This window comes from Cryobacterium sp. TMN-39-2 (assembly GCF_004402745.1).
Lineage (GTDB): Bacteria > Actinomycetota > Actinomycetes > Actinomycetales > Microbacteriaceae > Cryobacterium > Cryobacterium zongtaii.
The window spans coordinates 19082-46043 of sequence record NZ_SOFX01000025.1 but is presented as its reverse complement, the minus strand read 5'-3'; the positions used below and the strand labels follow the sequence as shown (position 1 = coordinate 46043).

The 26962-nt window shown below is 70.3% G+C and carries 17 protein-coding genes and 1 pseudogene; 13 read left to right on the top strand and 5 right to left on the bottom strand.

What is annotated here, in order from left to right:
- The 7 genes and pseudogenes from E3O57_RS18670 to E3O57_RS07880 all read left to right on the top strand — a co-directional run.
- A pseudogene (locus E3O57_RS18670) lies at positions 1 to 426 on the top strand (hypothetical protein); the annotation flags it as partial.
- A complete protein-coding gene (locus E3O57_RS07905) occupies positions 423 to 6338 on the top strand; it encodes an Ig-like domain-containing protein (protein WP_103479702.1) in 5916 nt (1971 codons plus the stop codon). The pseudogene E3O57_RS18670 and the gene E3O57_RS07905, both read left to right, overlap by 4 nt.
- Positions 6339 to 6397: 59 nt before the next feature.
- Positions 6398 to 7378, top strand: coding sequence for a MoxR family ATPase (locus E3O57_RS07900; protein WP_103459661.1), 981 nt, complete (start codon positions 6398 to 6400; stop codon positions 7376 to 7378).
- Positions 7368 to 8540, top strand: coding sequence for a DUF58 domain-containing protein (locus tag E3O57_RS07895; RefSeq protein WP_103479703.1), 1173 nt, complete (start codon positions 7368 to 7370; stop codon positions 8538 to 8540). Before E3O57_RS07900 ends, E3O57_RS07895 begins: the two co-directional genes overlap by 11 nt.
- On the top strand, positions 8537 to 10867 hold the full coding sequence (locus E3O57_RS07890; RefSeq protein WP_103479704.1) for a transglutaminase domain-containing protein: 2331 nt from the start codon (positions 8537 to 8539) through the stop codon (positions 10865 to 10867). The genes E3O57_RS07895 and E3O57_RS07890 overlap by 4 nt, the downstream gene beginning before the upstream one ends.
- Before the next feature lie 38 nt (positions 10868 to 10905).
- On the top strand, positions 10906 to 11469 hold the full coding sequence (locus E3O57_RS07885) for an FHA domain-containing protein (protein ID WP_241990348.1): 564 nt from the start codon (positions 10906 to 10908) through the stop codon (positions 11467 to 11469).
- 97 nt (positions 11470 to 11566) lie between these two features.
- Positions 11567 to 14527 (top strand): FtsK/SpoIIIE domain-containing protein, encoded by a 2961-nt coding sequence (locus E3O57_RS07880; protein ID WP_103479705.1) that lies wholly within the window; start codon positions 11567 to 11569, stop codon positions 14525 to 14527.
- Between the two features lie 18 nt (positions 14528 to 14545).
- On the opposite strand, the gene ald is transcribed toward E3O57_RS07880, so the two are convergent.
- Positions 14546 to 15661 carry an alanine dehydrogenase gene (ald, locus tag E3O57_RS07875; RefSeq protein WP_103459615.1) on the bottom strand — a complete coding sequence of 372 codons (1116 nt, stop codon included), beginning with the start codon at positions 15659 to 15661 and terminating at the stop codon, positions 14546 to 14548.
- Positions 15662 to 15918: 257 nt separating this feature from the next.
- Between ald and E3O57_RS07870 the strand changes: the two genes are divergently transcribed.
- The 4 genes from E3O57_RS07870 to E3O57_RS07855 are packed head-to-tail and all read left to right on the top strand — an operon-like array spanning position 15919 to position 20063.
- The gene (locus E3O57_RS07870) at positions 15919 to 17133 is read left to right on the top strand and encodes a spermidine/putrescine ABC transporter substrate-binding protein (RefSeq protein WP_103479706.1); all 1215 of its coding nucleotides are present in this window, start codon (positions 15919 to 15921) and stop codon (positions 17131 to 17133) included.
- Positions 17134 to 17136: 3 nt separating this feature from the next.
- Positions 17137 to 18339 (top strand): ABC transporter ATP-binding protein, encoded by a 1203-nt coding sequence (locus tag E3O57_RS07865; protein ID WP_088455476.1) that lies wholly within the window; start codon positions 17137 to 17139, stop codon positions 18337 to 18339.
- The gene (locus E3O57_RS07860) at positions 18340 to 19257 is read left to right on the top strand and encodes an ABC transporter permease (protein ID WP_088455477.1); all 918 of its coding nucleotides are present in this window, start codon (positions 18340 to 18342) and stop codon (positions 19255 to 19257) included.
- Positions 19254 to 20063: an ABC transporter permease gene (locus tag E3O57_RS07855; protein WP_240632393.1), complete on the top strand. Its 810-nt coding sequence runs from the start codon at positions 19254 to 19256 to the stop codon at positions 20061 to 20063. Before E3O57_RS07860 ends, E3O57_RS07855 begins: the two co-directional genes overlap by 4 nt.
- Here E3O57_RS07855 and E3O57_RS07850 read toward each other — a convergent pair.
- Positions 20060 to 21763: a BCCT family transporter gene (locus E3O57_RS07850; protein WP_103479707.1), complete on the bottom strand. Its 1704-nt coding sequence runs from the start codon at positions 21761 to 21763 to the stop codon at positions 20060 to 20062. The genes E3O57_RS07855 and E3O57_RS07850 overlap by 4 nt on opposite strands.
- Positions 21764 to 21892: 129 nt before the next feature.
- Here E3O57_RS07850 and E3O57_RS07845 point away from each other — a divergent pair, with 129 nt between their 5' ends.
- Positions 21893 to 22522, top strand: coding sequence for a cob(I)yrinic acid a,c-diamide adenosyltransferase (locus tag E3O57_RS07845; RefSeq protein WP_088455479.1), 630 nt, complete (start codon positions 21893 to 21895; stop codon positions 22520 to 22522).
- Here the strand turns inward: E3O57_RS07845 and E3O57_RS07840 are convergent.
- Entirely contained in the window at positions 22519 to 23559 is a 1041-nt protein-coding gene (locus E3O57_RS07840; RefSeq protein WP_088455480.1) for an asparaginase, read from the bottom strand. The genes E3O57_RS07845 and E3O57_RS07840 overlap by 4 nt on opposite strands.
- Positions 23560 to 23561: 2 nt before the next feature.
- Positions 23562 to 24944 (bottom strand): 4-aminobutyrate--2-oxoglutarate transaminase, encoded by a 1383-nt coding sequence (gabT, locus tag E3O57_RS07835; RefSeq protein ID WP_088455481.1) that lies wholly within the window; start codon positions 24942 to 24944, stop codon positions 23562 to 23564.
- Between the two features lie 89 nt (positions 24945 to 25033).
- Here gabT and E3O57_RS07830 point away from each other — a divergent pair, with 89 nt between their 5' ends.
- On the top strand, positions 25034 to 25522 hold the full coding sequence (locus E3O57_RS07830; RefSeq protein ID WP_088455482.1) for an OsmC family protein: 489 nt from the start codon (positions 25034 to 25036) through the stop codon (positions 25520 to 25522).
- A gap of 88 nt (positions 25523 to 25610) precedes the next feature.
- Here the strand turns inward: E3O57_RS07830 and E3O57_RS07825 are convergent, their stop codons facing one another.
- Positions 25611 to 26954: an aminotransferase class III-fold pyridoxal phosphate-dependent enzyme gene (locus tag E3O57_RS07825; RefSeq protein ID WP_103479708.1), complete on the bottom strand. Its 1344-nt coding sequence runs from the start codon at positions 26952 to 26954 to the stop codon at positions 25611 to 25613.
- Positions 26955 to 26962 lie beyond the last annotated feature (8 nt).

Below are 26962 nucleotides of genomic sequence, written 5' to 3'. Positions count from 1 at the left end.
GCCGACCGTCCGCGCCCCGCCCAGCGGCGGCGCACTCTCGCGGCCGTCGTCGCCGGCGGCCTGCTGGTGGTCGGGCTCGGCGTCGTCGCCGGCGCCCTGCTGCTCGGCCCGGTGCTCTCCGGCGCTCCCGCGAGCCCGGGGGACTCCGCGCTGCCGCGGGTCAGCGATGTCACCGGCCGCGCGGGCGATGGCACCATTGTGTTCAGCTGGGCCGACCCGGGCCTGCGCGACAGTGACAGCTACGTGGTCAGCCTGCGGAGCGGCGAGAGCAGCATCCAGCGCGGCACCCAGTTCACGGTCCAGACCGACACCGCGCCGAGCGGTGCCCGGACGCCGGTCTGCGTCACCGTGAGCGTGAACCGCGACGGACGCACCGGCGCCGCCAGCACCGAGAAGTGCGTCGACCCGGCCACGGGAGCGCAATGATCCGCCGCTGGCTGGCCACGCACCGCTCCCTCGCCGCCTCGATCACCGGCGGAACCCTGGTCACCGCCCTGGTGGTCACCGTCGCGGTGGTCTCCGGCGGCTACACCGCGCAGAAAGTCGACCTGGGTGACGCAGCCGTGTGGGTGGCCAGCGAAACCCGGCAGCTGGTGGGCAGAGTCAACACCGAGATCGCCGAACTGAACACCGTGGTTCCCGTCGAATCCGACCGCACCTCCGTGGTGCAGCACGGCGGGACAGTGCTCGTGGTCGACGCCGGCAACGGCACCCTGGACATCCTCGACCCGGCCACCGCGACGGTCACCGACAGTGTGGCGCTGCCGCCGGATGCCCCCGAGGTGCGTCTGGCGGGCGACCTCGCCGCGATCTCGGCCGACGGCGACCTCTGGCGGGCGAACAGCGCCGACCTGGCGACTTTCGACAGCACCACAGATCCCGCCCTCGCGCTGGGCACCGGGACCCTGTTCAGCCTCGACGCGGTCGGCGTCCTGTTCGCGTTCACCCCGGCCACGCAGACCCTCGTGCGGATCGACCCCGACCACCCGGATGCCGTCGCCGAGACGAGGACGGTATCGGCCGGGGACCCCTCAGACGTCTACCAGCTCAGCCAGGTGAACGGCAGCTGGGCGCTGCTGAACACGACTACCGGCATCCTGCACCTACCCCAACGCGCCGTCGACCTCAGCGGCAGCCTCACTGACCTGCCCCGACTGCAGGAGCCGGCGACGGCCGGCGACAGGGTTCTGATCGCGCACCGCAGCGGTCTGCTCAGCGTGCCACTCGACCGTGGGGCTGCCACCGAACTCCTGGCCGACCAGTCTGTCGCCGGCAGCCCGGCCGCGCCCGCCCAGGACGGTCGATGTGCCTACGCGGCGTGGACGGACGGCACCGCCTGGCAGGCCTGCGGCATCGGCTCGCCGGCTGGAACCACGGCAACCCTCGCCGGCCTCGCCGGCGACGCGCGCCTGGAATACCGGCAGAACGGCACCCGGCTGCTGCTCAACGACGCCCGCAACGGCGCCACCTGGAACGTGCAGCGGGACAACGAACTCATCGACAACTGGGACGACCTCATCGACCCGGTCTCCGACCAGCAGGAGGTGACCAGCGCCACCGACGACACCCCGCCGGACTACGAGGACACCCAGCTGCCGCCGGTCGCGATCGACGACGCGTTCGGCGCCCGCCCCGGCCGCACGGTCACCCTGCCGGTGCTCCTGAACGACTACGACCCCAACGACGATGTGCTGGTCGTCGACGGTGTGGAACCGCCGCCGGCGGATCAGGGCCGCATCGACCTGGTCGCCGGCAACCAGCAGCTGCAGCTCACCCTCACCCCTGAGGCGTCCGGCAGCCTCAGCTTCGACTACACGGTCAGTGACGGACGCGGCGGCACCGCCGACGCCACCGTCACGGTCACGGTCCGCAGCCCGGACGAAAACTCCGCCCCCGCACAGGCCCGCCAGACCCGGGCCACCGTCGCGGCCGGCGGCAGCGTCGAGACCCAGGTGCTCGGCGACTGGATCGACCCGGACGGTGACCCGTTCTACCTCACCGCGGCCACCGCCGCGGCCCCGGACACCGCGACCTCGGCGCCGGCCGGCGCCGTGCTGTTCACGGATGCCGGCGACGGCGGCGACGCCGCCCAGGTCGGCCTCGCCGTCTCGGACGGCAGCCTCACCGGCGCGGGGACCCTGGACGTGACGGTGCGTGCGGCCGGGACCGTGCCCATCGTCGCCGACGCGTTCGCCGTGCGCACCACGGCGGGCAGCGAGGTCACCGTCGCTCCGCTGGAGCACGCCCGCGGCGGCAATGGTCCGCTCCGCCTGGGCGCTGTGCCAGACAAGCCCGGTGTCAGCATCACGGCGGACTTCGCCGGCGGAACCTTCAGGTTCGCCACCGACACCGTCGGCGTGCACTACCTGGACTACGCGGTGACCGACGGCGCGACCACCGTGACCGGGCTGATCCGGGTCGACGTCGACCCCGCCCCTGACAGCCCCGGCCGGCCCATCACGGTGCCGCATACCGCCTTCCTGCGCCCGCAGCAGCCCACCGTCATCGACGTGCTCGCAACCGACATCGATCCGGCCGGGGGAGTGCTGCTGGTCACCGGAAGCTCCAACGTGCCTGCCGGCAGCGGACTGACCGTCGAGATCCTCGACCAGCACCTTCTGAGGGTCACCCTGACCCGCCCGCTCGAGTCGGGCACGACCAGCTTCGACTACACGGTGAGCAACGGCCTTGCCTCGGCCACCGGCACCGTCACGGTGATCGAGATCCCCGCGGCGACCACCAGACAGCCGCCCGTCGCGGCGGCAGACTCGGTGTCGGTCCGGGTCGGCGACACCATCGACATCCCCGTGCTCGTCAACGACGAACACCCCGACGGCGACCCGCTTACTCTCGACCCCGTGCTCTCGACCCCGCTGCCCGCCGGCGCCGGGCTGCTCTTCGCCTCCGGCCGGGTGTTGCGCTACCTCGCCCCGGCCAGCACCGGCAACTTCACCGCCGTGTACAGGGTGAGCGCCCCTGACGGGCAGTTCGCCAACGCCGAGGTGCGCATCTCGGTGCGGGAGACCGACGCCGCCACCAACAACCCGCCGCTGCCGCCCACCGTCACCGCCCGGGTGCTGGCGGGTGACACCGTGCGCATCCAGATCCCGCGCACCGGGATCGACCCCGACGGTGACTCCGTGCAGCTGCTCGGCCAGGAGACCAACCCCGAGAAGGGCACCGTCACCGCCGTCGACGCCGACTCGCTCAGCTACCGGGCCGGCGACTACTCAGCGGGCACAGACACCTTCAGCTACGCCGTCATCGACGCCCTCGGCGCCCGTGCCACCGGCACCGTGCGGGTGGGCATCAGCCCGCGCCCGGACGGGGCCCGCAACCCGGTCGCCGTGCCGGATGAGGTGACCGTGCGGCCCGGATCCCGGGTGTCGGTGCGGGTGCTCGGCAACGACTCCGACCCCGACGGCGGCGCACTGAGCATCACCGCGGTCGAGGCGACGGATGGTGCCGCGAGCGGGGCCGCAGGCACCGCCGTCGTCGACGGTGACCTCGTCGTGGTGCGCGCCCCGAACGTCAGCGGCCGGTACGGCTTCGTCTATCAGATCCAGAACGAGCGCGGCGGCACCGGCTCCGCCTTCCTCACCGTCGTCGTGACCCCGGACGCCCCCCGGGCCCTCCCCGAGGCCGCCGACACCCGGTTGAGGCTCTCCGATGTGCTGGGCCGCGACACCGTTGACGTCGACGTGCTCGCCAGGGTGTTCTTCGCGGAAGGGTCGGCCAGGGACCTGTTGCTGGCCGTCCTGCCCGGCTACGACGGCGCGGCGACGGTCACCGACACCGCCCGGATCCGCGTGTCCGTCGCCAAGACCAGCCAGATCATCCCGTTCAGCGTCAGCCACCCCCAAGACCCCGAGATCATCGCCTACGCGTTCGTCTGGGTACCGGGAACCGACGACGCCCTCCCGCAGCTGCGGGCCGGGGCCGCCAAACTCGTCGTGGCCAGCGAGGCCACCATCGACATCGACATCAACGACTACGTCGTCGCCGTCGGCGACAAGCCCGTGCAACTGACCGACCGCAACACCGTGCGTGCCACGCACGCCAACGGCGCCGAACTCGCAACGGGTGCCCATACCCTCGCGTTCACCAGCGCGGACCAGTATTTCGGGCCCGCCTCCATCTCCTTCGAGGTGACCGACGGCGCCAGCGCGACCGACCCCGCCGGACGCACTGCCACGATAGTGCTGCCGATCACCGTGACACCGCGGGAGAACCAGCCGCCCGCATTCGACGGGGCGGGAATCGACTTCGAACCCGGCCAGAAGAAAGTCATCGACCTGGCCAAGCTCACCTCCTACCCCTACCCGGAGGACCGCGACGAACTCGCCTACACTGTGCTCGACCCGGTGCCGACCGGCTTCGAGCAGACGCTGAACGGCAGCCTGCTCACCGTGACCGCTCTGGACGGCACCCCGAAGGGCAGCACCAGCGCGGTCACGATCGGGGTGCGCGACGACCTCAGCACCGGAAAGGCCGGGCGCGTCGAACTGAAGGTCGTGGCCTCCACCAGACCCCTCGCGCTGCCGGCCACGGATGCGGCCATCGCGCCCCGCGGGCGCAGCACCGTCATCGATGTGCTCGCCAACGACGGCGCCACCAACCCGTTCCCCGCGGTCCCACTGCGCGTGCTCGCGGTACGCGGGCTGGATGCGGCCGCACTGCCCGCCGGGGTGACGATCACCCCCAGCGCCGACAACAGCAGGCTCACCGTGCGGGTGTCCGCCGACGCGCAGCCCACTGACAGCACCCTGCAGTACCAGGTCGCTGACGCCACCAACGACCCCGACCGGTACACCTGGGGCACCGTGCGGGTATCGGTGCAGGACGTTCCCGACGCCGTCACCGGGCTGCGGGCCACGGGCTTCGCCGACGGGCGCGTCACCGTGGTCTTCAACCCCGGCGCCGCCAACAACTCGCCCATCTCCGGCTACCAGGTGACCACCCTCGACGCCGCCTCCGGCCGCACCCTCGGCAGCACAGTGTGCGCGGCCACTTCCTGCACCCTCGCCACACCCGGCAACGGGCAGGCCAACGCCGTGCGCGTCAGCGTCGCCGCGCAGAACGGCGTCGGCACAGCGACGGCAGTCACCCTCGCCGCCACGGTCTGGTCAGACGTGATCCCGGCCGCACCCACCGGGCTCACCGCCGTGCCCGAAGACGGTGCCCTGCTGCTCGGCTGGGACGTCGTGGCGGCGACGGGCGGCGGCACCGCCATCCGCGGCTACCAGGTCAGTGTCGCCGGGGTCGCCCAACCCGAGGTGAGCGCCACCGGAGCCCGCTGCGCGGCCGCCCGCTGCACCCTGCGCGTAGACGGCCTGGCCAACGGGACCAGCATTGGCTACACCGTCAGTGCCCGCAACGACGCCTACCCCGCCCTGTCGAGCTGGAACACCACCGCCGCCACCGGAACGCCGTACGGTGCGGCGGTCGCCGGCGGGATCACCGCGACGGCGACCGATGTCAGCGGCGCCGTCACCGTGACCTGGGACGGTTTCGCCGATCGCGGCGACGCCGTCGCGGGCTACTTCGTGCAGCGGATCAGCGGCGGCGGGCAGCCCACCGGCGCGCAGGCCTGCTCGGTGTCGAGCCCCGCGCCCGGCACCGTCACGGCACCCCGCGCCGGCGGGGTGGTGCTCGACCAGAAGAGTGTGCCGGCCGGCGGGCGCAGCGCCGTGTTCGACGGCCTGCTCGCCGACGATGGCAGTTACTCATTCGTGGTCTGGGGGTACAACCGGGCCGGTTGCGCGGCGACCGCCGTTGCCACGGTCCTGGTGCGGCCCGCTCCCGGCGCGATCAGCCAGGTGCAGGGTGCGATGGAGCAGCAGGGTGACGCCTGGGACTACCACCTCACCGGGGTGACCCCGTCAGCCGGTGTCGACCACTACAACATCCGAGCCGCGGATGGCTCCGGCTCGGTACAGCGCTTCGGCGGCAGCACCTGGCCGCGCGACCTGCTCGGCCTGCCGTTCGGCTCCGCGGTGGCCTTCCAGCTGCAGGCCTGCACGGTGTGGGGCTCCTGCGGGCCGTGGTCGGGCACCACCACCGCGCCGGAGGCATCCGTCACCTTCACCGTGACCGGACTGGCCTACGACGGCCCGTCCGGCCGGTTCTCCTGGACCGGCGCGCCGCAGAACGGCACCCTCGCGGCGACCTTCGCGTGCGCGGTCGCCGGATCGGCGTCGACTCCGGCCGACAGCGCCACCACCTGCACCCTGCCCGGCCCGCTGCCCGAATCCGGCACAGTGCTGCTCACCGTGACAGTGGACGGCCACACCTTCGACTACTCCCGCCCGATCCCGAAGAAAGCGATCACCCCATGACCCTGACCCCCGATCGTGTGAGCCCAGGCCAGCCGGGCGCCCGCCGCGACGCCGACCTGATGAGCATCGAGGAAGCCGGTCAGTTCGCGACCCTGTTCGACAGGCTGGTGCGCGGCGTCGAGGAGGTCGTGCTGGGCAAGCAGCACGTCATCAGGCTGGCGTTCACCGCCCTGTTCAGTGAGGGCCACCTGCTCCTGGAGGACGTTCCCGGCACCGGGAAGACCTCACTGGCCCGTGCCATCGCGCAGAGCGTGCGCGGCACCAGCAACCGGGTGCAGTTCACTCCCGACCTGCTGCCGGGCGACATCACCGGCGTGAGCATCTTCGACCAGCGAACGGCCACCTTCGAATTCCACCGCGGACCGGTGTTCGCCAACATCGTGCTGGCCGACGAGATCAACCGGGCCAGCCCCAAGACCCAGGCCGCACTGCTCGAGGTGATGGAGGAGGGCCAGGTCACCGTTGACGGTGTCACCCACAGGGTGGCGGGCCCGTTCATGGTGATCGCGACCCAGAACCCCATCGAGCAGGCCGGCACCTACAGGCTTCCGGAGGCCCAGCTGGACAGGTTCCTGATGAAGACCTCGATCGGCTACCCCGACCACGCGGCCACCGTGCGCATTCTGGAAGGCGCCGGCCGGCGCGCCCACGACGGCCGCCTGGCGCCGGTGCTCTCGGCCGAGTCCGTCGTCGAAGTGGCGGCGCTGGCCCGCACCGTGTTCGTCGACGCGACCATCAACGACTACGTCGCCCGACTCGTCGACGCCACCCGCACCAGCCCGGAGGTCCGCCTGGGCGCCAGCGTGCGGGGTGCCCTCGCGCTCATCCGCACCGCCAAGACCTACGCGGCCTCCCAGGGCCGCCACTACGTGACCCCCGACGATGTGAAGGCGCTCGCCGAACCCGTGCTCGCGCACCGGCTGCTGCTGGACGCGGAGGCCGAATTCGACGGGGTCAGCGCGTCGAGCGTGATCGGCCGGATCCTGGTCGAGACGCCGCCGCCGCGCAGCGGGGAGGACCAGAGGCCGGATGTCCTCTAGACGAACCCGGCTGCTCCAGGCCGTCACACCGCTCGGCTGGGGCGTCGCCGGATGCGCGGCGGCACTTCTCGGCGCCGGCTACGGCCTGGGCTGGGCCGAACTCACCGCGATCGGCTGGGCGGCCGCCGTCCTGGTGGTCGGCGCGCTCGCGCACCTGCTCGGCCAGAGCGGCCACCACATCACGTTGACCCTGCCCGTCGAGAGGGTCGTCGCGGGGGAGCGGGTGCCCGGACAGGTCGACGTGCACAACCCGACCGGCCGACGTCTGGCCGCCGTGACGGTTCAGGTACCGGTGGGCGCCGGGCTGGCCGAATTCCCGATGCCGTCCCTGGCCGCCCGAGCCGGCATCAACGAGGTGTTCGTGGTTCCCGCCGAACGCCGGGGCATCATCCCGATCGGGCCCGTGCACACAATGCGGGCCGATCCGGTGGGGTTGGTGCGGCTGGAGACGGTGCTCGCCCAGCGGATCGACCTCTACGTGCACCCGCGCACCATCGCCATCCCCAGCATGAGCCAGGGCTTCGTGCGCGACCTCGAGGGTCAACCCACCCGCGACCTCACCGCCAGTGACGTGGCGTTCCACGCGCTGCGCGAGTATCAGAGCGGCGACGAACGGCGCAGCATCCACTGGAAGAGCACCGCCAAGACCGGCCGGCTCATGGTGCGCCAATACGAGCAGACCCGCCGCAGCCACCTGCTCGTGGCCCTGAGCCTGGCCACGGGCGACTTCGCCGACGACGAGGAATTCGAGCTCGCCGTCAGCGCGGCCGGCTCGCTGGGCATCCGGGCGATCCGTGATGCACGCACGGTGTCGGTGCTGGCCAGCTCGCGCCAGCTCAGCACGCTCACCCCCACCCGGCTGCTCGACGACCTGAGCGGCGTCGACCTGGCGCCAGACGCCGACGGCGTCCGCGCACTGTCCAGGCGGGCCGCCGCCGTGGTCGACGGGCTGTCGGTGGCGTTCCTGCTCTGCGGATCTGCGACGCCGTTGGCCGCACTGCGTGCCTCCGCGGCGGGATTCCCGCTCGGAGTCGAGGTGGTCGCCGTCGTCTGCGAGCCAGGGGCCCGCCCGGGCCTCCGCCGGGCCGGCGGACTGAGCCTGCTCACCATCGGCTTCCTCGACGACCTGCAGCACAGCCTGGCCCGGGGGGCCGCCGCATGAGCGTGCGCTTCATCATCGGCAACACCGTGGCCCTGTTGGCGGCCACCGGTGTGGCCGCCGCCGCCCTGTGGCCGATTTACCAGACCGGCGCCTTCGTGCTGCTCGTCGCCGTCGCCGCGGTGCTCGGCTGCGGCATCGCCCTCGTCGGCACCGCGTTCCGCTGGCCGGCCTGGGTGGTCGGCCTCGCGACCATCGGCGGCTATCTCCTCGTCGGGGTTCCGCTGGCCGTGCCCGGCCGAGCCCTCTACGGGGTGCTGCCGAGCCTGGCCGGCCTCGCCGAGCTGGTGCCGGCCACGGCGCTCGGCTGGAAGCAACTCGTGACCATCGTGCTGCCGGTCGGGTCGTACCAGGCTCTGCTGGTGCCCGCGCTGATCCTGGTGCTACTCAGCAGCGTCACCGGGCTCTCGGTGGCCCTCCGCAGCCGGGCCGCGGAACCGGCCCTGCTGGCGCCGGTGCTGCTGTTCGTGGCCGGCATCGCACTCGGCCCCAGCCAGGCCACGGCGCCCACCCTGCTGGGCCTCACGCTGTTCGCCGTGCTGGTGCTCTGGCTGCTCTGGCTGAACCTGGAACGCCGCCGGGGTCGCCTGCTGGTGTCGGCGACCGCGGCGCGGCTGCCGGCGGCCGACCGGCGGATGGGCGCGGCCCGGTCCGTGGTCGTCGCGGCTCTCGGGCTGACGGTGGCGGTCCTGGCCGGCACCGTCGCCGCCGTCGCCCTGCCGCCCACCGCGGCCAGGGACGTGCTGCGCACCCGGGTGGTGGCGCCTTTCGACGCCCGCGCCTACCCGAGTCCGCTGTCCGCGTTCCGCAACTACCAGCAGCCGGACCTCGCCGACACCGTGCTCTTCGAGGTCGAGGGGCTCCCGGCCGGCGGGCGCATCCGGCTGGCGACCCTCGACGACTACGACGGGGTGGTGTATTCGGTGGGCACCGCGGATGCGGCGGGGCCGGACTCCGGCACCTTCACCAGGCTGCCCTACCGTCTCGACCAGAGTGCCGTGCGCGGCGACGAGGTCTCCCTGTCGGTGTCGATCCGGGAGTACGACGGCGTCTGGGTGCCCGGCGTCGGAGCGTTGGAACAGATCGAGTTCACCGGCGCCACCGCGGCCGCCCGCCAGGAGTCGTTCGTGTACAACGACCTCGGTGGCACCGCCGCCGTGGTCACCGGCCTGGAGGAGGGCGACAGCTACACCAGCACCGCCGTCGTGCCCACTCTCGTCGGTGACCTGGCAGATGCCCGGCCCGGCTCCGCGGTCCTACCGCCCGCCGCGGTGCTGCCCGACGGCCTCGAAGAGACCCTGGCCGGTGTCCTGCGGCCGGGCGACACACCGGGCCAGAGCCTGCAGGCCGTGCTCGACTTCCTGGCCACGACCGGATACGTCAGCCACGGCACCGCCGGGGAACCCGTCAGCCGGTCCGGGCACGGTGTTGACCGCATCGACGAGCTGCTGCAGGACCAGCCGATGCTCGGCGATGGCGAACAATACGCGGTCACGGCGGCTCTGATGGCCCGGCAGATCGGCTTTCCGGCGCGGGTGGTGGTGGGCTTTGTACCCGCCGCGGAGGGAGCTACCGCCCCGGTGACCGGCGCCGACGCCTCGGCGTGGATCGAGGTGCAGACCCAGGCCGACGGCTGGGTGGCGCTGGATCCCAACCCGCCCGTCCGGGAGATCCCGGCCCGCCAACCCGACGACCCCGCTCCGATCTCCCGCCCGCAGACCGTGCTGCCCCCGCCGGTGCCGGAGACCGCCGAACAACCCGAGCCCAGCCAGCCGGAAAGCCAGACCACCGACCCGCCCGCCGCTGCCGACCCGTTCTGGGCTGTGGTCAGGCTGATCGTGAGCATAGCGGCCTGGTCCCTGCTCGGGATCGGCCTTCTCGCTGCACCGTTGCTCGGCATCGTTGTCGCCAAGTGGCGGCGTCGCCGACAGCGCCGTCTGGCCCACCGGCCGATCGACCGCATCGTGGGTGGCTGGCGGGAATTCGCCGACAGCGTGACCGATCACGGCCTGTTCGTGCCGCCCCTGGCGACCCGCACCGAGCTGGCCCGATCCGTCGGCGGAGTGCGCGCTCTCTGGCTGGCCCGGGAGGTGGACCGGGCCGTCTTCGCTCCCGACGGGGCGGCGCAGATCGACCCTGACGGCATCTGGGTGTCGGTGCGGGAGCTGCAGAACGGCCTGCGGGCCGGACTCAACAGTCGGGACCGCCTGCGCGCGGTCATCTCGGTGCGGTCATTCGGTCGCTACGCTAAGAGAACTGCCGGGCGGGATGGCCGGCGCAGGCGCAGGCTGTGGGGAGCTCGCGAGAGCACGAAGGGACCGGGTCAGTGAACTGCCAAATTTGCGGGGCGCACCTGCCAGAAGGCGCAATGTTCTGCGGCGGCTGCGGCAGCTCGACCTCGGCGACCCCCATCACCCGCAAGCGCGCCGACCCGCGCCCCAGCGACACCACCATTATCCAGCCGCTCGCACCCCGCACCACGGTGATCTCGGTGCCGTGGTGGCCGGCGGGTGACGGCCCTGCCGATGACCAGCCGGCCGATGGCGGGCCCCCGACCGTTCGCCCCGCCGGCGCTCACGCGGCGGCACCGGCCGAGAAGTCGGAGCCCGCACGGTACACCCTGCAGTTCAGCACCGGCGAAACCGTTTCGGTGCGCGGCAGCGGTCTCATCGGCCGCCGCCCGCTGCCCCAGCCGTCGGAACAGTTCGACCACCTGATCCAAATCACCGACCTGGGCATGTCGGTGTCCAAGAGCCACCTCGAATTCGGCCAGCACGACGGCGAGTTCTGGGTCAACGACAGGTTCTCCGGCAACGGCACCGTCGTGCGGCGGGCGCCGGCGCCGGCGCTGCGCTGCGAGCCGGGCCGGCGGTATCTGGTGGGCCGGGGTGCCAGGGTCGAGATCGGCGACCAGTTCTTCATGGTGCTCTAAGGCCTCGCCCCTCCTCCACACCCCGGTCGGTTCCCGCGTTCTGCACCGGGACCGCCGCATCGGTCGTCCCGGCCGGCCGTTCGGGTGTGCTGGAGACATGACCGTCGCCCCCGAGCCGCCAACCATCGACCCGATCCGGCTGCCGACCCCGCCCGTGCCACCCGGACGCCCCGGCTTTCCGCTCATCGCCTGCGTGGCACCCCTGATTGCCGCCGGACTGATCTGGGCGATCACCGGATCGGCGCTGGTGCTCGTCTTCGCGGTCCTCAGCCCCATCATCGCCGTCGCGGGGCTCGTCGACGGGCGCCGGTCCGGATCTCGGCAACGCCGCAGGGACGCCGCCGGCTACGCGACCCGGATGGCCGAGGCGGAGGATACCGTCGACCAGAGCCTCGCCCGGCTGCGGCGCGATGCCTGGCGTGCCGCACCCGCGGCGCACCGGATGCTCGGCGACGCCCACGACCCGACCCGCTGGGCCGATCCGGCGACGGCCGCTCTGGTGCTCGGGGCCGGACCGGTCCCCAGTGGCCTGCGCCTGGAGGGCGGCGCCAACGCCGAGCAGCGCGAGTTGCGGGCCAGGGCGGCGATCCTGACCGGCGCCCCCATCATCGTGGACCCGGCCGGCAGCATCGGGCTGGTCGGACCCGGCCTGGTCGTCAGGTCGCTGGCCCGCAGCCTGGTGGTGCAACTGGTCGGCCAGCTCAGCCCCCGCGCCCTGGGCATCCGGATTCCGGCCGGCGACGACTGGGCCTGGGCGGCCGGCCTCCCGCACCGGTCGGCGGTGTCCCCGGCCCGGTGGCTCACGATCACCGGGGGCACGCCAGCCGGCCCGGCCCGGCCCGGTCAGTCCGGTCCGTCCGGGGGATCCGACACCGATTTCCGGATCGCGCTCGCCGAAACCGGCGCCGCTCTCCCGCCAGGGTGCGCGACCATCGTGCGGGTGGACGGGGCGAGCGACGCTGAACTCGTGCGGCTGGGAGGGAGTCCGGCCGCGCTGCACTTCGTGCCGCACCTGGTGGCTGAACAGCAGACCGCCGGATTCGGTGCGATGCTCCGCCGTGCGGCCGAGGCGGCCGGCGTGGTCGACTCGGGGGACGCGCTGCCGGAGACCGTCGCCTTCGCACCGTTATGTTCTCAGTGGGCCACTGACCCCGATGGGGGAGCCGACCACCCCCTCGATACGCCGGCCGGCCTCGCCTGCGTCATCGGGGTGGGGGAGCGGGGACCCCTGAGTGTGGACCTCGTGGCCGATGGGCCGCACGCCCTCGTGGGCGGCACGACGGGCAGCGGCAAGAGCGAACTCCTGGTGACCTGGGTGGCAGCGCTGGCCGCCCGGTATCCGCCGAGCCAGGTCACCTTCCTGCTCGTCGACTTCAAGGGCGGGGCGGCATTCGACTTCGTGCGGGAGCTGCCGCACTGCGTGGGGCTGATCACCGATCTCGACGACCGCAAGGCGCTCAGGGCCCTGGGCAGCCTCGCCGCTGAGCTGCGGCACCGGGAACGGGTGCTCCGTGACGCCGGCGGCCGTGACATCACCGACCCGCGCAGCGCCGGGCGTCTGTCGCGCCTGATCATCGTGATCGACGAATTCGCCACCATGCTGGACGCCTTTCCCACGCTGCACGCCCAGTTCGTGGACATCGCCGCCCGGGGCCGGTCGTTGGGCGTGCACCTGGTGCTGTGCACGCAGCGACCCGCCGGCGTGGCGCGTGACGCCCTGCTGGCCAATTGCAGTCTGCGGCTCTCGCTACGGGTGAACAACGCCGCCGACAGCCTGGCCGTGATCGGGTCGGATGCCGCCGCCCGGATCGACGCCGGCCGGCCTGGCCGATGCGTGGTGCGCAGCGGGTCGGCGCCCGCGCAAACCTGCCAGGTGGCCACGACGACCCACGCCGACATCCAGGCGGTCCTGAACGGCGCACCTGCTTCCGCAGACCCGCCGCGGCGGCCCTGGCTGGACCCGCTCCCTCGGCTGGTCACGCCGGCCCAGGTCGCCGCGCTCGCCGCCGAGGGTCCGCCGCCGCCGTTCGTGCTGGGACTGATCGATGAGCCGGAGCAGCAGCGCTACGCCGTGGCCGGGTACGACCCACGGGCCGACGGGCACCTGCTGGTGGTGGGAGGTGCGGGAACGGGTAAGTCGACACTGCTGGCCGCGATCGCCGCCCAGGCCCCGCATCGGATCGACCTCATCCCGGCCGATGTCGAGGGCACTTGGGACGCCCTGGTGCGGGCGAGGGCCGCACTGGACGGCCCGGCCGGCCTTGCACCGGCGGGTGGCCGGCGACACGACGCCGGGCCGGAAAGCCGGCTGCTGCTCTTCGATGACATCGACGCCGTGCTCGCCCGGTGGGGCGAAGAACACCGTGCGGCAGCCGTTGACCTGCTCACCGGACTCCTTCGTGACGGCGGCCAGGGCGGGCTGCACTTGGTGGTCACCGGGCAACGGCTCACCGGGGCGCTGCAGGCCCTGCCCGCCCTGTGCCAGAGCCGCCTGGTGCTGCGACTGCCCAGCGTGTACGAGCACCAGGCTGTGGGAGAACCGGCAGCGAGCTACGACGAAACCGTGCCGCCAGGGGGCGGGCGCTGGCGGGGTGCGCGCATCCAGCTGATGCTCGCCGAGCCCGCCGGGCACGGTTACGAGCCGGCCGTCGTCCCGTCCGCGCTGGACGACGCCAGCGCGTCCACCCGTGTGCTGCTCGTTGTCGCGGGGTCCGCCGCACGAACCGCCGCAGCCATCCGGGCTGCCGCTTCGCCGGCCTTCCCGCACGTCGTGCTGCTCGGCGCGCACCCGTCGGTCGGAGCCCGGGAGGATCGCCTGGTGGTCTCCGACGTCGCCGCCGGCACCGTGCTGGTGGGCGACGCAGACACCTGGCAGGCGCACTGGTCGCTGCTGACCGGGTTGCGCGGCGTGGCTCCGCTGGTCTTCGACGGCGCCAGCCTGGCCGACTTCCGCCTGCTGACCCGCCGGCGCGACCTGCCGCCGCCGCTGGCTCCGGCCGGTTCGCGGGGCTGGCTGCTGCGCCCTGACGGCACCGTGCACAGGGTCACGGTGCCGTAGGTCGGGGCAGGCAGCCGCCTAGGCGAGCACCTCGGCGAGGGGCCGGAACGGCAACGTATTGGCGGCGGCGACCGGCGCGTTCGTCAGAACACCGGCGTGGGTGTTCAATCCCAGCGCCAGCGCGGCGTCGAAGCGAAGAGCCTCGAGCCAGCCGAGGTTCGCGATCGCCCGCACGTAGGGCAGGGTGGCGTTGGTGAGGGCGTAGGTTGACGTGCTCGGCACCGCCCCCGGCATGTTGGCCACGCAGTAGAACAGCGACCCGTGCACGGTGAAGGTGGGCTCGGTGTGTGTGGTGGCGTGGGTGTCGGTGAAGCAGCCGCCCTGGTCGACGGCGATGTCCACGAGAACGCTGCCCGGCTTCATCCGCGACACCAGCTCGTTGCTGACCAGTTTGGGCGCCTTGGCGCCCGGGATCAGCACGGACCCGATCACCAGGTCGGACTGCACGAGCGCCGTGTCGATCTCGAACGCGTTCGACGCGATGGTCTTCACCCGCCCGTAATACAGGGCATCCAGTTCGCGGAGACGGAAGAGGTTGGTGTCCAAAACCGTGACCTCGGCGCCCAGGCCGATTGCCACCTGCATGGCGGCGGTTCCGGCGACCCCGCCGCCGAGAATCGTGACCCTGGCCGGGTGAGTGCCCGGCACACCCGGCACGAGCAGGCCGGGCCCGCCGTTGGGCTTGAGCATGGCGTTCGCGCCGACGATCGGAGCCAGCCGGCCGGCGACCTCGCTCATGGGCGCCAACAGGGGCAGTGCCCGGCTGGGCAGCTGCACGGTCTCGTAGGCGATGCCGGTGACCCCGGCCGTCAGGAGCGCCTGGGTGAGGCCGGCTTCCGCGGCCAGGTGCAGGTAGGTGAAGAGCACGAGATCGGGCCTGAAGTAGCCGTACTCGCTGGGCACGGGCTCCTTCACCTTGAGCAGTAACTCGGCCCCGGCCCAGGTGGATGCGGCGTCAGGCATGATCGTGGCTCCGGCGGAGCGGTACTGCGCGTCCGTGATCGATGAGCCGACGCCCGCACCGGTCTCGACGAGCACCTCGTGCCCGTGGAGCACCAGGTCGTGGACGCCGGCCGGGGTGATCGCGACCCTGAACTCGTTGTTTTTGATCTCGCGGGGGACTGCAACTCGCATGACGCTCCTGAGCCTGGTGGGGACAGTCTGGTGGGGGCCAGCCTGGGAGCAGCCTACTGTGGCTGGATCGTCGATCCCGAACGCAACGACCGAGCGACAGCGACGAAATCGGTTGAAAATTGCAGGAATGTTAACGTTTTGGTCATTTTATGGCGCGTTCGGTTTCGACTGTGCCACTATCGGTCCACTCGTCACGCAGCGGGCCGGGGCGTTCCCGACGCCTTTCGACGCCGCTGAAGAATGCAAGGAGACCGTCCATGTCGCCCAGGCCGATACCCGCAGACCCGATGATCCAGCAGCTCGTCCGCCAGGCCAGGCAGGCCCAGCTGGGCCGGCGCGCGCTCCTCACCGGCGCGGGGGCAGGAGCGGCGGCACTGGCGCTCGCCGCGTGTTCGACCGGCAGTGCGGCGCAACCGACAGCGGCGGCCGACGCGTCCGAGAGCGAGAAGACGCTGCGCTGGGACAACTGGGCGCTGTACATCGACGTGGACGACGCCGGGGACTACCCGACCCTGGCTGCCTTCACCGCCGAGACCGGCATCACGGTGAACTACACCGAGGCCGTGGACGACAACAACACCTACTACGGCAAGGTCAAAGACCAACTCGCCCTCGGCAAGGACATCGGCGCCGACACCGTCTGCCTGACCGACTGGATGGTCGGCCGGCTCGCCAGGTTCGGCTACCTGCAGGAACTCGACCACGCGAACATCCCCAACCTGACGAACCTGCTGCCCACCCTCAAGAACGTGGACTTCGACCCCGGCCGGGCGCTGTCGGTGCCGTGGCAGGGCGGCTTCGCGGGCATCTGCTGGAACAAGGAGAAGCTCCCCGGCGGCATCGGCTCGGTCGAGGAGTTGTGGAACACTCCCGAGCTCAAGGGCCGTGTCGGCGTGCTTTCCGAGATGCGCGACACCATGGGCCTGATCATGCTCGATGCGGGCGTCGACATCGCCGGCGACTGGGGCGACGACGAGTTCACCGCCGCGATCGACGTGCTCAAGAAGCAGGTCAGTGACGGCCAGGTGCGCAACATCAAGGGCAACTCCTACAAGGAAGATCTCGTCAACGGCGACAGCCTCGCGGCCATCGTCTGGTCGGGCGACATCGTGCAACTCAATGCCGAGAACGGCGACAAGTGGGGCTTCGTGGTACCGGAGAAGGGCGGCACCATCTGGAACGACAACTTCGTGGTGCCGATCGGTTCAGCGCACAAGGCCAACGCCGAAGCCCTGATCAACTACTACTACGACCCGGCCGTCGCCGCCGAGGTCGCCGCGTACGTGAACTACATCACCCCCGTCGCCGGCGCCAGGGAGGCGGCCATGGAGATCGACCCCGAGCTCGCCGAGAACCCGCTGATCTTCCCCGATGACGCCACCCTCGCCAAGGCCAAGGTGTTCCGCACCCTCACCGGCGCCGAGGAACAAACCTACGGCGCGCAGTTCCAGAGCATCCTGCTGGGAGCCTGAACCGTGCCAAGCGGCGCGTTCGCCGACCGGGGTGCCGACCTCGAGCTGGTCGGCATCCAGAAACGCTTCCCCGGCTTCACCGCCATCGAACACCTGGACCTCGTCATTCCCGCCGGCTCGTTCTTCGCCCTGCTCGGCCCGTCGGGCTGCGGCAAGACCACCACCCTGCGCCTGGTGGCCGGACTGGAAGACCCCACCGGCGGCCGCATCCTGATCGGCGGAACTGACGTCACCGCCCAAAAGGCCTACCAGCGGCCGGTGAACACCGTCTTCCAGAGTTACGCGCTCTTCCCGCACATGACGGTGCTCGAAAACGTGGCCTTCGGGCTGCGACGGCGCCAGATCACGGATGCCCTCGGCAAGGCGCATGAGGCGCTCCGGCTGGTCGAACTGGACCACCTGGCCGCGCGCAAGCCCGTGCAACTCTCCGGCGGCCAGCAACAGCGGGTGGCGCTGGCCCGGGCGATCGTGAATCGGCCCGCGCTGCTGTTGCTCGACGAGCCGCTCGGTGCGTTGGACCTCAAGCTGCGCCGGCAGATGCAACTTGAGCTCAAGACCATCCAGGAGGAGGTCGGTCTCACGTTCCTGCATGTCACCCACGACCAGGAGGAGGCCATGACCATGGCCGACACCATCGCGGTGATGAACAAGGGCCGGATCGAGCAGCTGGGCGCGCCGGAGCAGCTCTACGAGCTCCCCCGGACCGCGTTCGTGGCGAACTTCCTCGGCCAGTCCAACCTCTTCACCGGGCCCGTGGTGGGGGAGACCAGCACGTCCATCGCCGTGGACATCGCCGGTCGCAGCATCGTGGTGCCCAAGACCCGCTCGCACCGCCACGCCGGCGACGTCACCATCGGGGTGCGCCCGGAGAAACTCACCCTGCACCGGGACAAACCGGTCCACGACTCCGGCCACAATGTGATGGGCCCGGGCCGGGTGACGGATGTGTCCTTCACCGGTGTGAGCACCCAATATCTCGTGAGCGTGCCCGGCGTCGGTGTCCTGATCGTCTTCGAACAGAACCGTTCCTTCGGGCCGGTCGAGGGCGAAGGGGACGAGGTATGGGTGACCTGGAACGTCGAGCACGGCTTCGGCCTCGACGACGACCCCGTCGCACCGGACCCCAGGTTCGTCGCCGACACCAGCACCAAGAGCATCGCCGCACAGCGTCGCGCCGCTCTCGTCACGGAGCTCGAGGAGGCCTAGATGGCCTTCGCCGCGTTCGCCAGCACCGCCGCCGCGCCAACGGATGCGCCGCAGCGCCGCCGCAGTCCGGTGGCGCTGCTCCTGCTGCTGCCGGGCATCCTCTATCTGGTGTTGTTCTTCCTGGCTCCGCTGGTGTCGCTGATCCTCACCTCGCTGCAGGCGCCGAGCGAGTTCGGTGACATCGGCATGTACAGTTACGCGTTCCGCTGGGAGAACTACGTCGAGGTGATCGGCCAGTACTGGCCGCACATCCTGCGCTCGTTCGGCTATGCGCTCATCGCCACGGTCCTGGCGCTGCTGTTCAGCTACCCGCTGGCGTACTTCATCGGCGTCACCGCCCGGCGCTGGCCGCTGCTGCAGAGCCTGATGCTGGTGCTCGTGATCGCACCGTTCTTCATCAGCTTCCTGCTGCGCACGCTGGCCTGGAAGCAGCTGCTCTCCGACGAATCGTTCCTCGTCACCTCGCTGAAGGCCGTCTCGCTGCTGGCCCCGGACGCCCATCTCACCGGCACCGCGTTCTCGGTGATCTTCGGCCTGACCTACAACTTCATCCCGTTCATGACCCTGCCGCTCTACACCACCCTGGAGCGGCTGGACCTGCGCTACCTCGAGGCCGGCAACGACCTGTACGCCAGCGGGTTCCACACCTTCCGCACCGTCACCATCCCGCTGTCGATGCCCGGCATCGTGGCGGGTACCCTGCTCACCTTCATCCCCGCAGCCGGCGACTACATCAATGCCAGTCGCGACTTCCTCGGCGGGGCGGACACCCAGATGATCGGCAACGTGATCGAGGCCAACTTCCTGGTGCTGCTGAACTATCCCGCGGCGGCATCGCTGTCGATCATCCTGATGACCGTGATCCTCGTGATCGTGGGCGTCTACGTGAAGAGAAGCGGAACCGAGGAGCTCTTGTGAGTCGTCTCTCGCTCGGCAAGTGGCTGCTGCCGCTGTACACGGCGCTCGCGCTGATCTTCCTGATGGTGCCGATCGTGTACACCTTCATCTTTTCGTTCAACGACTCGCTGAAGTCCAACATCACCTGGCGCGGCTTCACCCTCGACAAATGGCTGAACGTCTGCGCGGTGCAGAACGGCGCCGTGTGCCAGGCCTTCGGCAACAGCCTGATCATCGGTCTGGCAGCCACGCTGATCGCCACGACCCTCGGCACCATGATTGCGATCGCCCTGGTGCGCTACAGATTCAGGTTTCGCTCCAGTACCAGCCTGTTGCTGTTCCTGCCGATGGCGACCCCCGAGGTGGTGCTCGGTGCCGGGCTGGCCGCGCAGTTTCTCTCGCTCGGCGTGCCCAAGGACATGCTCACGATCATCCTGGCGCACACGATGTTCTGCATCAGCTTCGTGGTCGTGACGGTGAAGGCCCGCGTCGCCGGTTTGGACCCGGCGCTCGAGGAGGCCGGCCGGGACCTGTACGGCTCGCCAGGCCAGGTGTTCGCCCGGATCACCTTCCCGCTGCTGCTGCCGGGAATCCTCGCCGCCGCGCTGCTGTCGTTCGCGCTGAGCTTCGACGACTTCATCATCACCAATTTCAACTCCGGGGCCGTGACCACCTTCCCGAAGTACATCTACATTTCGGCGTCGCGGGGCATCCCGGCGGAGGCCAACGTGATCGCGTCTGCGGTGTTCATCCTGGCGCTGGTGATTGTCGTGACCGCGCAGGTGTCCGCCGCAGCCCGGGCCAAGCGACAGGCCCGCCTCGGTTAGCCGGACCTGTCGACGGGTGGTGGCGGCGAGGCATCCGGTGGCGGGCCGTCGCCGTCGGTGGCCGGCCGAGTGAACGGCACCGAGCCGAGCACCTCCGACGAGGTGCGCACCGGCCCGAGGGTGCGCTGGCGCAACGGGTCGCGGCGCAGGTCGACATACAGCGATACGCACAGGCCCACGATGATCACCACGAACGGGCTCGCCGCCAGGATCGTGAAGGTCTGCAGAGCGCCCAGCCCGCCCACGAACAACAGCACCGCGGCGACGGCGCCGGTGAGCACCGCCCAGAAGATCACCAGGGGCTTCCAGGGCTCCTTGCGGCCGCGACTCGAGAGCGTCCCGAGCACGAGGGCACCGGCATCCGCCCCGCTGACGAAGAACACCGCGGTGAGCACCATCACCACCAGGGCCGAGCCGATGAAGAACGGGTATTGCTGCAGTGCCGCGAAGAACCCCGCCGCCTCGCTGCCGGTGCCGGCGATGTCGACACCGTTCAGTTGCAAGTGCAGCCCGGCCCCGCCGAAGACCACGAACCAGAGGATACTGACCGCCGTCGGCACCAGGAGCACCCCGAGAACGAACTCGCGAATGGTGCGGCCGCGGGAGATCCTCGCGATGAACGTGCCCACGAACGGGGTCCAGGAGATCCACCAGGCCCAGTAGAAGATCGTCCAACTGGCCAGCCAGTCGCTGCCGCCGAACACCGCCGAGTGGAAGCTCATGGGAACAAGGTCGGCCAGGTACGCACCGATGGCCGACGGCAGCAGATTCAGGATGAACACGGTCGGTCCGACCACGAAGACGAACAGCAGGAGCACGGCGGAGAGCACCATGTTCGTGTTGCTGAGCCATTTGATCCCCTTCGCAAGGCCGCTCGCGGCGGAGAACACCACACCCACGGTCAGCACGCAGATGATGATGATCGGCAAGGCGGTGCCCGGGTCGTCGGAGAACGTGCCGGTGCTCAGCAACGAGATCCCAGCGGCGATCTGCAGGGCGCCGAGACCGAGCGAGGTCGCCGACCCGAACTTGGTGCAGATAATCGCCAGGATGTCGATCGGCTTGCCCCAGCCCTTGGTCTCGATCCGGTCCTTGCCGAAAATGGCCTGGAACGGTGCGCTCATCAGGTTGCCGCGGCCCATCCGGTAGGTCGAGTACGCCAGGGCCAGGCCCACCACCGAGTAAATGGCCCAGGGGTGCAGTCCCCAGTGGAAAAATGTGTACGCCATGGCCGCGTTGGCGGCATCCGGGCTGTTCGGTGCCGCGTCGACGAAGGGCGGCGGCGACGCCAAATGGGTGACCGGTTCAAAGACGCCGTAGAACATCAGGCCGATTCCCATGCCGGCGCTGAACATCATCGACACCCAGGAGAGCGTCGAGAACTCGGTGCCCTGCCCTTCCCGTGAGAGCGGGATGCTGCCGTACCGGCCGAAGGCCAGCACCAGCGCGAAGATGACGAAGCCCGACGCCCCGAGAATGAACAGCCAGCCCAGGTTGCCGGTGACCCAGCCCAGAGCGGATGCGGCGGCGTCGCCCACGGTCTGCGTGAACAGCACCCCAAGCAGGCAGACCACCACGATGATGCCTGCGGAGACGCCGAAGACGGTTTTGTCGACGGTGGCCCAGCCGGTGCGGGCGGGTTCACTGACCGCGTCGCCGAGCGCGGCCTCGATGCTGTCGTCTGAAGGGTCCTTGGACATGTCCGTCCTCGCTGATCGAACACTCGTCGATCGATGCTCGGTGCGAACAGGTTTGAGAAGCGCAAAAAACCTGCTCGCGACGTCCCTCAACGCTACGCGGATGCGGGGGACATTACTATAGTTGCCGCTATGGCTGATCGCGACGATCTCGAAACTGCCGGACCGGCGCTGTACACCGGGAGGGGGGATTCGGGGCGCACCACCTTCGGGCGGCACGGCGACGTCGCCAAGACCGACGTGCGCGTCGCCGCCTACGAAGACTGCGATGAGGCCAACGCTGCCGTGAGCGTGGTGATGGCCGTGGGTAACCTCCCGATCGAGGTGACGTCCACCCTCGCCAGCGTGCAGAACGACCTGTTCGATCTGGTCGCCGACCTCGCCGTACCGCTGGACGACCCACGTGCCGTGAGCGCACGAATCAGCGAATCGCACCTCACCCGCCTCGAACGCGCCGTCGACCATTTCGAGCAGCAGGCCACCGATCTCAGCGGCTTCGTGCTTCCCGGCGGCACCGTCGCCGCGTCGCTGCTCTATCAGGCGCGGGCCGTCGTGCGCCGCGCCGAACGCACGGTTTGGGCCGCCGTGGAAGCGCACCCCACGACGGTCAACCCGCTGTGCGCGCGCTATCTGAACCGGCTATCGACCCTGATGTTCGTGCTGGCCAGGGGTGCGAACGCCGAGCACGGTGACGTGCAGTGGGTGCCGGGGGCGTCTTCGCTGGCGATGGCGCAGGAAGCCGACGAGACTGAGCGTCCCTAGACGTAGCTGGCGCGGATCTGGCCGATCGGCTGGCCACCACCGTGCACGGCGACCTTCAGTTCGGGGATGATCGCATCGATGTCGGCCCGAGGCACCGCGCCGGCATCCGCCAACAGGCTCAGCGCGACGACGGTGGCCGCGCGCAGGTTGCCGTCGAGGATCTTCAACGCCACCGTGGTGCCGTTCTCGGCCGAGGCCACCATGATGCCCTCTGCCCCGCCCTTGACGAACAGACCTAGGCGCTCGATCGCGATCGAGTCCGGCAATCCGGGTCCGGCGATCACCCAGCCGTTTTCCCGTACCGCCTCGGCCAGGAACCCGGCCTCGCGGTAGATGGCGAACGGTGAGCTGGACTTCGACGTGGCGATACGGGCGATGCCGCGGGCCAGGGCCGTCAATGACAGCGCGTGCACCGGGGCGCCGCAGCCGTCGACGCCGGTCGCGGCCGGACGCTCGCCGGTGAACCGCTCGACGACGTCGAGAATGCGCTTCTGCAGCGGATGTTCGGTGTCCAGGTACCCGGTGACCGGCCAGTGATTCTGCACACAGGCAACGAGCATCGCCGCGTGCTTGCCCGAGCAGTCCGAGTAGATCGGGGCGGGGCCGGCGCCCTGGCGCACCAGCGAGTCGCGGGTACCCGAGTCGCCCGGCCAGGTGGGCGTGCAACCGAGGTCGGCCTCCGAGAGCCCGGCGCGGGCCAACAGGCCCCGCACGAGGTCGGTGTGCTTCTGGGTGCCGGAGTGGCTGGACGTCGCGATCGCGGCATCCTCACCGCGCAGCACCACGCCGCTGGCCATCACCGCGATGGCCTGGAACGGCTTCATCGACGAGCGCGGGAACACCGGGGCGTTCACATCGCCGAGGGCGCGCAGAACGGCGCCGTCAGTGCCGAGCACGACGGCGGCGCCCGCGTGGCGGGACTCGATGAAGCCGGAGCGTTCCACGACGGCCAGTTCGACGGCGTCGATCACTTCGATGGTGCCTGAGGTGGAGGGCGCTGCGGCACCGAAGGCGGCAGGAGAGGTCGGCGTGGTCACGATTACAGCGTCGCCATCGCGTCGTCGATGACCGACAGGGCGTCGGTCAGTAGGGCATCCGTCACGGCCAGGCTGGGCAGGAACCGCAGTACGTTGCCGTAGGTGCCGGCCGTGAGCAGCAGCACGCCGTGCTGCGCCGCGTAGGCGGCGATCGCGGTGACCGCGGCGGCGTTGGGTGCCTTGGTCGTGGTCTGGGTGCCGGGCTGCACGAGCTCGATGGCGATCATGGCGCCGCGGCCGCGGATGTCGCCGATGATGTCGTGCTTGTCCGCCAAGGCGGTCAGGCCGGCGCGGAGGGTCTTCTCGATGCGCTGGCCCTCGGCGAGGAGGTTGTTGTTCTCGATCGCCTCGAATACCGCGATCGCGGCGGCGCAGGCGACGGGGTTGCCGCCGAAGGTGCCGCCGAGCCCGCCGGGCTGCGACGCGTCGAGGATCTCGGCGCGGCCGGTCACGGCGGCCAGGGGCATGCCGCCGGCGATGCCCTTGGCGATCAGCACCAGGTCGGGCTCCCAGCCGAAGTGCTCACTGGCGAAGTAAGCGCCGGTGCGAGCCATGCCGCTCTGGATCTCGTCGGCGATCATCACGACGCCGTTCGCGGTGCACCATTCCTGCAGCAGCGGCAGGTAACCCTCGGCGGGAACCATGAAGCCACCCTCACCCTGGATGGGTTCCACGACCAGGCAGGCCAGGTCGCTGGCGCCGATGACCTTCTCCAGGTACGCGATGGTGCGGGCGGCGGCTTCGGCGCCGCTGAGGCCGTCGTGATACGGGTACGAACTGGGGGCGTGGTAGACGTCGCCGGCCAGCGGGCCGTAGCCGGTGGCGTACGGGGCGGCCTTGTAGTTCATCGCCATGGTGAGCACGGTGCGGCCGTGGTACGCGTGGTCGAGCACGGCCACGGCGCGACGGCCGGTGTACTTGCGGGCGATCTTCACGCCGTTTTCCACAGCTTCGGCGCCCGAGTTGATCAACACGGTCTTCTTGGCGAAGCTGCCGGGGGTGTGCGCGGCGAGCAGCTCGGCGACGCGCACGTACTCTTCGTACGGCGTGATGGTGAACAGGGTGTGCACGAAGTCGTTCAGCTGGCCGGTCGCGGCGGCGACGACGCTGGTTTCCGAGTGGCCGACCGTGGTCACGCCGATGCCGGCGCCCAGATCGATGAACTGGTTGTCGTCGAGGTCGACGATGATCGCGCCGCTGGCCTTCTTGATGTAGACCGGCAGAGCGGAGCTGACGCCGGTGGAAACCGCGGCGAGGCGTCGCTGGTGCATCTCCGTGGATCGCGGGCCGGGGATGGCCGTCACGATCTTGCGTTCCTGGGTCACCGTGTAGACCGGGGACGAGGGGGTGGATGCGGCAGCGGAATCAGTCAGCGTGTCAGTCATGATCGCGCCAGTTTACCGCCCGCACCAGCGAGCAGCCGGGCCATTCCCTGCGAGAATTACCAGTAAGCGTGAAACCCGAAGGAGACGCCATGATCGGTGTACATCACTATGCCGTGCAGATCCACTGGACGGGCAACCGCGGCACCGGCACCAGCAGCTATCGGGCGTACGGCCGCGACCACCTTCTCACCTCGTCGGGCAAGGAACCGATCGCCGGCTCGGCCGACCGCACCTTCCACGGCGATGCCGACCGGTGGAACCCCGAGGAGCTGCTGCTGGGAGCGCTCAGCCAGTGCCACCTGCTCTCGTATCTGCACGTGGCCGCCAGACACGGGGTGGTCGTGGTCGGCTATTCCGACGACGCCATCGGCACCATGGCGCAGACGGCGGATGGCGGTGGCCACTTCACCGCCGCCACCCTGCGTCCCCGGGTCACCATCGCCGACCCGGACCAGGCGGAGCTGGCTCAGTCCCTGCACTCCGAGGCGTCCAAGGCCTGCTTCATCGCGGCGTCGGTCAATTTTCCCGTCGGTCACGAACCAATCATCATCATCGCCGAGCCGGCCTCGCTGCTCTAAGCCCGCCCGCTTAAACCGCGAAAGCGGCCCTGTGGCTGCCTCCGCAAAGCGGAGGTGACCACTGGACCGCTTTCGCGAGGTGCGGCGCTTACTTCTGGGTGGCCGCGAACAGGGTGAGGGCCTCTTCGAGCACCGAGGCGGCGTCGTCGATGAGGGCCTGGGAGATGACCACCGACGGCATGATCCGCAGCACGGAGTCCCAGCTGCCGGCATCCAGCACGATGACGCCATTGGTGGTGGCGTGCTTGAGCACGAACGCGAGAGCCTCGGGGAACGGCTTCTTGGTGCCGGGGTGCACAAGCTCAACGCCGAACATGGCGCCCTTGCCGCGTACATCGCCGACGATGTCGAATTTGTCTGCCCAGTCGCCGATGCGGGCCCAGAGGGCCTTCTCCACGCGCTTGGCCTCGTCGAGCAGGTTGTCGCGCTCGATGATGTCGAACACCGCCAGGGCCGCCGCGGTCGAAACCGGGTTGCCGCCGAAGGTTCCGCCGATGCCGCCGGGTTGCACGGCATCCATGATCTCGGCGCGGCCGGTGACGGCGGCGAGCGGGAATCCGCCGGCGATGCCCTTGGCCGTGGTGACCAGGTCGGGGACGACGCCGTGGTGCTCGATGGCGTACCAGGCGCCGGTGCGGGCGATGCCGGCCTGGATCTCGTCGGAGACGAAGACGATGCCGTTCTCGGTGCAGAACTCGCTCAGACGCTTGAAGTAGCCGGGAGCGGGGATGACGATGCCGCCGTCGCCCTGGATCGGCTCGACGAAGAACGCCGCGATTTCCGACGCACCGATGTGGGTCTGGATGTAGTCGATGGTCTTCTCGGCCGCTTCTTCGCCGGACAGGCCGTCCTGGTAGGGGTAGCTGGTGGGCACGCTGTAAATCTCACCGGGGAACGGGCCCATGCCCACGCGCTCCGGCCACGGACGGTAGGTCATCGCCATGGTGAGGTTGGTGCGGCCGTGGAACGCGTGGTCCAGGCTCACGATGGCGCGGCGGCCGGTGTATTTGCGGGCGATCTTCACCGCGTTCTCCACGGCTTCGGCTCCGGTGTTGACCAGGATCGAGTGCTTCTCGAAGTCACCGGGGGTGATCTCGGCGAGCTTCTCGGCGACGCGCACGTAGTTCTCGTACGGGGTGACGGTGAAGAGGGTGTGGGTGAGTTTGCCGGCCTGTGCGGCGGCGGCTGCGGCGACCTCCGGGTTCGCGTGGCCGATGGTGGTCACACCGATGCCGCAACCCAGGTCGATGATCTGGTTGCCGTCCACGTCCACCAGGATCGCTCCCGCGCCGTGGTCCATGTAGATGTTGGCAAGAGTGCCGGCACCGGCAGACACGGCGCGAACGCGTCGTTCCTGCAGCGCGATTGACCGTGGGCCCGGGAGGGCGGTGACGAGCTTGCGCTCCTGGCTGACCGAGAAGGAAGAAGACATGCCCCCAG